The sequence below is a fragment of the Pseudoalteromonas sp. S558 genome (assembly GCF_005886635.1).
In the GTDB taxonomy this organism is placed as follows: domain Bacteria; phylum Pseudomonadota; class Gammaproteobacteria; order Enterobacterales; family Alteromonadaceae; genus Pseudoalteromonas; species Pseudoalteromonas aliena.
Window position 1 is genome coordinate 1 of the sequence record NZ_PNDU01000141.1, and the last position, 5578, is coordinate 5578.

4 protein-coding genes are annotated in these 5578 nt (G+C 40.1%); 1 reads left to right on the forward strand and 3 read right to left on the reverse strand.

Going from position 1 to position 5578, the window contains the following annotated elements; translation table 11 throughout:
- Positions 1-144: 144 nt before the first annotated feature.
- From CWB66_RS11240 to dgt, 3 genes are all read right to left on the reverse strand, one after another.
- A complete protein-coding gene (locus CWB66_RS11240) occupies positions 145-993 on the reverse strand; it encodes a substrate-binding periplasmic protein (protein ID WP_252371745.1) in 849 nt (282 codons plus the stop codon).
- A 106-nt stretch (positions 994-1099) separates the two neighbouring features.
- Positions 1100-2467 carry a cell surface protein gene (locus CWB66_RS11245; RefSeq protein WP_138585447.1) on the reverse strand — a complete coding sequence of 456 codons (1368 nt, stop codon included), beginning with the start codon at positions 2465-2467 and terminating at the stop codon, positions 1100-1102.
- Positions 2468-2535: 68 nt separating this feature from the next.
- The gene (gene dgt / locus CWB66_RS11250) at positions 2536-4002 is read right to left on the reverse strand and encodes a dGTPase (RefSeq protein ID WP_138585448.1); all 1467 of its coding nucleotides are present in this window, start codon (positions 4000-4002) and stop codon (positions 2536-2538) included.
- Positions 4003-4192: 190 nt separating this feature from the next.
- Here dgt and CWB66_RS11255 point away from each other — a divergent pair, with 190 nt between their 5' ends.
- Entirely contained in the window at positions 4193-5416 is a 1224-nt protein-coding gene (locus CWB66_RS11255) for an alkaline phosphatase family protein (protein ID WP_138585450.1), read from the forward strand.
- Positions 5417-5578 lie beyond the last annotated feature (162 nt).

A 5578-nucleotide genomic window follows, 5' to 3' on the forward strand; every position in this document is an offset into this window, starting at 1 on the left:
CAAGCAAGCTTGGCGTCTAAAGGTGTTTAGGCTAGCTTTGTTTGTATACGCGAGCAAGTTCGGTATTTACAGGTGATTAGGTGAGCTTTGTTTGTAGACGTAGAGCTTGCTCACGTGAGAGGCGTTTAAATGTTCTATGCGGTGTTACTCTACTTCGACGCTAATAAGTGATTTATAAGCGCCGCTTTCTAGGGCATCAAAATACGCTTGGTAGCGGCCTGTTTGCTTAAACTTTACTAACTCTTGGTTAAAAATAACTAATAGCTTTTCGCTGCTTGGGTTATTTTTTGGGAATAATAAAAAGCTTTGATTTACTAACACTGGCTTTGGATGATGACTAATAGTATCAATAAGCTCAGGCAACTTGGTATTTAGGGTGTGATAGCCTACATTTTGCTCTTCGGCAAAAGCGTCAATGCGGCCCATCACTAAACGCTGAAAATTTTGCTCTGTTGTACTTACGCGCGATATTTCAAATAAGCCTTCTTCAATTGCTTTATCAAACTTTTTGCCATAACTGTAGCCGAGCCCGCCTCCTAGTAGTAGACCTTTTAAATCACTGAGTTTGTACCAGCTAAACTGCCGCTGTTTTTGATAAAAAAATACAAACCGTTCATTTAGTACCGCCTCGCTATATAAATAGTGGCGTGCGCGGTCTTTTTCAAACATCCACACTGCGGTGGCTGCGTATTTATTATTAAGGGTGTCGTGATAGGCGCGCGGCCAAGGTAAAAATGTAAAGCTGACCTCAATATTGGCTTGTGCAAATACGTCAGTGATCAAGTGAGCAATTACGCCTTTATAAGGTAACGATTCACTTAAAAATGGTGGCCACTCACCGGCGCTAATTTGCAGGGTTTTAAGGTTATTAGTCGCGGCCTGATTTTCTACCTCAATCGCGTGGCTGTAATAACTCATAAAAACCATTAACAATAAAGGCATAGCATAAATACAGCGTTTTAATTTAGCCATTAGCATAAAACTCATTTGCATAACTTTACCTTTTTTGTATAAACCTTAGTTAAACATAACAATAGCTGGTAAAAGCTGGTTAGTTTATGCTTAAACCGTATACTCGCTCAAGTGAATACGCAGTAAACTACTCTTTAGTTTGCATGCTTTTAGCGCGCGCTTCTGCATCTATTAATGCTTGTGATTTAGGTGTACGTTTTTTCTTTTCTATAACCGGTTTTTCGGTTGATTCGGGATCCCAGCTTGGATCTAACGATAGGTTTGCAAATGGGTTGCTGCTGTCAATTTTTGCTGCTTCAACGTTAGGTTCAACAGGTTTTGGCTTGTCTTGTGTTTTTACTCCAGGTAATGGTGCATCAGGATCGAAAGTGCGCACTTCTGGCTCTTTAAAGTCGTGCTCGTTACTAAATAAAGTCGCCTGCGGTGCAAATACTTTTTCAACTGCGTGTGCATTTTCATTAGGTGCAGGTGAGTGTATTAACTCAGGAGGTTTGATGGCCGGCTCTGAAACTAACTCCTCACTCTTTTGATCATTACGTACTGCGCTTTCGTGCTTATGTGGATTGTTAATTGCTAAGGCATCGGGATCAAATTTATGAACTTTTGGCTCATTAAAGTCATTGGCACTTTTTATACGCGCTGCAGCCTTGTTCGCTGCGGCTTCAAACTCTGCGGTATTAAGCTGCGGTATTGGCTCACTTAATATAGCTGATTTTTTTTGATCTAAGGCATTTATTGTTGGTTTTTTATTTATATTATCGGCTGCAGATTCGGCTACTTTTGCTTTAGATGCATTCAATGGGGGAGTTGTTTGCGCTACGCTCGAAATAGCGGTGGTTTCTTTGTTTTGCTTAGCACGGCGCAAACGGACTATAGCCATAACTGCAATAAGCACCACTATAAGCAGTATCAAGCTAGGTAAAAGAAGTGAGTGCGTGCTTTTTACTACTGGCTCAGATGGCTGAGTGGGAATTAACGTTGGCGCAGGTTTTAATGTTGATAAAGGCTCTGGGAGTACTTCTTTAGTGAGTGTACTGTTTGGTTTTATGGGGTTATTTGGCGGGGTTGGCTTTTGCTCTGAAATAACCACTTTTGGATTAGCTTGTGGTTTGTGAACTACTGGTTTTACATCAAGCATGGCTTGACTTTTATTATCGGTAAGAGGCACAACAGTGGGTGTTTGTTGTTCATTAACTACGTTTTTATTTACTGTTTCAGTGATTACTTCACTCACTGCTTCACTGGTTTTTTCGACTACAGGCGTTGGCTTGGCAGTAATAGGTACAGTTTTAACTTGTGCTTGTAGTTGCTTGGGAGGGATACAGTTTTTACTGTGATCGCGTACTGCATTACGGTAGTTTCTACTTGTTTTATCATTACTGTGTTGCTGCATTTCTTGTTTTATAAGTATGCACATAGCTTCGTTATAAGCTGCGCTATTAATACTATAAAGTAGGGCAAAACAAAGTGTGAGGCGTGTAAATAAAGTTATCATAAAGGTAAAAGCGCTTAAACATTAATGGTTTGATTTTAAGCGCAAAATTAAAAATTATCTAGAGTGGATTAGTCTATTACCATAAGGCTGCGATATTCGTCGTAAGCAAATTGGTCAGTCATGCCACTTATATAATCTTGAATTAATCTACAGCGATAATAAAACTCATAGGCGGCAAAATGATCGGGCTCCTCTTGCATAGCGTCTATGGCATGTTGGTAGCTATTTAGGTGTTTTTTAGAAAGCTTTTTAACCAAGCGTGATTCTATTAATAGGCGTGAGTCGCCGTTTAATGCGCGCTTAAAGTCGTCGCTGTTTAATAGCAGTAATGGCTTATAGCAGTCGAGTAGGCCGTTAATAATTCGGTAACCTTGCAGCTCTAGCTTTTCGACCTCTTTGTTAGAAAAAACATGCTCAAGGGCTACTTGTTTTAGTGTTTTGGTTACCGCGTGCAGGTGGCTTCTGTCTTCTAATAGGGCATAGTTAAAGTCGCCATGATAAATAGGCTCTATGTTTTCGATAAACCGTTTTGCAGCATGGCCAACGAGCGGGTGCAGTAGTGATACTCTAAGGTATATAAAAAACTCACTGTTAAAATTGTACGGCTGGGCTTTGGCGCGATCGAGTGCGTAATCTACCGCTTTATCTACAAAATTTTCATGTTCGGTGTCGTCTATTGTAAGGTTTATAAGTGCTTTTTTATAATGATTTTTAAGCTGTGTGCAAAGGAACTCGGTACTTATTATGCCCTTTTCTACAGCGTCTTCTATATCGGCTAGGCAATACGATATATCGTCGGCGGCTTCCATTATGTAACTTGCGGGATGGCGGCAATATGGCTCAATAGTGAGCTCGTTTTGCAATGCTTCAACAAAGGCTTTTTCGCTGTAGTAGTAACCTACTTTTTTCATTAAGTAATTTTTGTTTTGCGGTATGTTTTTTACATCAAGTCCCGCTGGACGGGTGTATTTTAAAATACCGGCGCTTTGGCTATACGTTAAATTAAGCGTTTGCAAAGAATGAATAATACGTATGCCTTGAGCATTACCTTCAAAATTACAAATATCAAGTGCAAGGTGTTTAAAAACCACGCCTATGCCGGTATTAGGCTCTTGGCAGCGCATTGGTGTAATGCTCACTAAGTTGTTATTAAACCAATGGTTAATTGCAGCTTCGCCAAAGTGACCAAAGGGTGGGTTGCCTATGTCATGCATCAGGCAGGCCATTTCGACTAAGCTTTCAAGTGGGCGTTCAAGCCCTGTTAGCCCGTAGTCTTTTTGCTGTTGGTAGCTTAAATTAGCAAAAATACGCTGCACTATAAAACGACCAACTTGCTGTACTTCAAGCGAATGAGTAAGACGCGAACGAACTGCTGCATTACGCTCAAGTGGAAAAACTTGTGTTTTTTGCTGCAACCGACGAATAGCTGCGCTATTTATTATGCGACCACGGTCGCTTTCAAGCGCCATTTGCAAGTTAGATGTAGTGCGATACATACGCGCTGGCGTTATTTTTTTACTAAAGTCGATAGTCATCGTAGTCCTTTTTATAATTGATGACTGGCAAATTAAGTGCGCGATGTCATTCTTTATTAATACTTAAACGTTAATATATACACCTAGGCGAGTTAGGTACAGGTGCTTGTATCATTTGGGTGTCACCAATTGTATTATAAAGTTAGATTTTTCAGTATTTAACGTATTTTAAAGCAGGCGAGTAATTATGATGAAGCAATGGATTTTAAAGGTGATAGCGCTATGCCTTTTAGTGGGAATAAGTAGTACTGCGTTTGCAGCAAAAGAGCAAACCGTGGTGCTGGTATCAATTGATGGCTTGCGCTGGGATTACATTGAAAAGCATGGCGCAGAAAACTTAAAAGCGATGGCAGAGCGCGGTGTGCGTGGGCAAAAATTGATTCCAGTTTATCCAACTAAAACATTTCCTAATCATATTTCTATTATTACGGGTTTATTGCCGGTAAATCATGGCATTGTTGATAATAGTTTTTGCGATAAAGCGCGTAAAAATGAATGCTACAGCATGGGTAAAGCGCTGGGCGACAGTACATGGGTAAAGGGGATTCCGCTTTGGAATTTGGCAAAAATGCAGGGGCTTAAATCTGCAACTTACTTTTGGCCTGAGTCGGATGCGTTATTTAACGGTATGACCCCTGATTACTATTACCACTACTCAAAATACAGTGACTATCAAAGACGTGTTGATCAAATTATTCAGTGGTTAAGTTTACCAAAGGCACAACGTCCGCGTTTTGTAGCAAGTTATTTTTCATTGGTTGATAGTATGGGCCACGAATTTGGCCCCGATGCGCCACAAACTCGTGATGCCGTTAAGCAGCTAGATGAATTAATGGGGCAGTTGCAAACGCGTTTAAGTAAGCTAGAGCAAGATGTAAATTTAGTTATTGTTTCTGATCATGGGATGACAAGTATCGACCCCGAAAAAAGCATTGATACAACGACCCTTCCTCAAGATAAAAACTTTTTAGTTAAAAACACCGGACCACGTTTGCTTATTTACACGCAACCCGATGCTAAAAATGCCGATATTAAAGGCTATAAGGCACGTTTACAAAAAGCAGCAAACGGGCGTTATACTGTATTAACTGACGCGCAATTAGCTGCATATCATTATAATAAAGGTACTCGCGTAGGTGATATTGTGGTGCAAACGACCGCGCCAGCGGTATTTACTAATGGTAAAAAGCCAATGTACTTAGGCACTCATGGTTATGCATATACAGAGGATATGGCGGCATCGCTTATTGCTGTTGGCCCTGCCTTCAAGCAAGGTGTAAGCCTCGAAAAAGTAAATAACCTTGATATCTATCCGGTGCTTGCAAAAGTAATGGGGCTTAAATTGTTAAACAAAGTGGATGGCGATGGCAAAACGTTAATGCCAGCAATTAAACAAAAAATGATTGTGCATTAGTAAGGCAAAAAAAGAGCGCCGAAGCACTCTCAAGGGAAGAATATATTATACCCATTCGTATAAATTGTTGAACAATCAAAGGGAATACTTAAACAAATGGGCATATTAATACCAATTTTATTAAAAACATGATCATTGTAGCGCATTAAATAACTCACTAAC

Bases quoted from the DNA above. Each gene is read 5' to 3' on its own strand.
- CWB66_RS11255 (WP_138585450.1), top strand. From the start codon at position 4,193: ATGAAGCAATGGATTTTAAAGGTGATAGCGCTATGCCTTTTAGTGGGA.
- dgt (WP_138585448.1), bottom strand. From the start codon at position 4,002: ATGACTATCGACTTTAGTAAAAAAATAACGCCAGCGCGTATGTATCGC.
- CWB66_RS11245 (WP_138585447.1), bottom strand. From the start codon at position 2,467: ATGATAACTTTATTTACACGCCTCACACTTTGTTTTGCCCTACTTTAT.
- CWB66_RS11240 (WP_252371745.1), bottom strand. From the start codon at position 993: ATGCAAATGAGTTTTATGCTAATGGCTAAATTAAAACGCTGTATTTAT.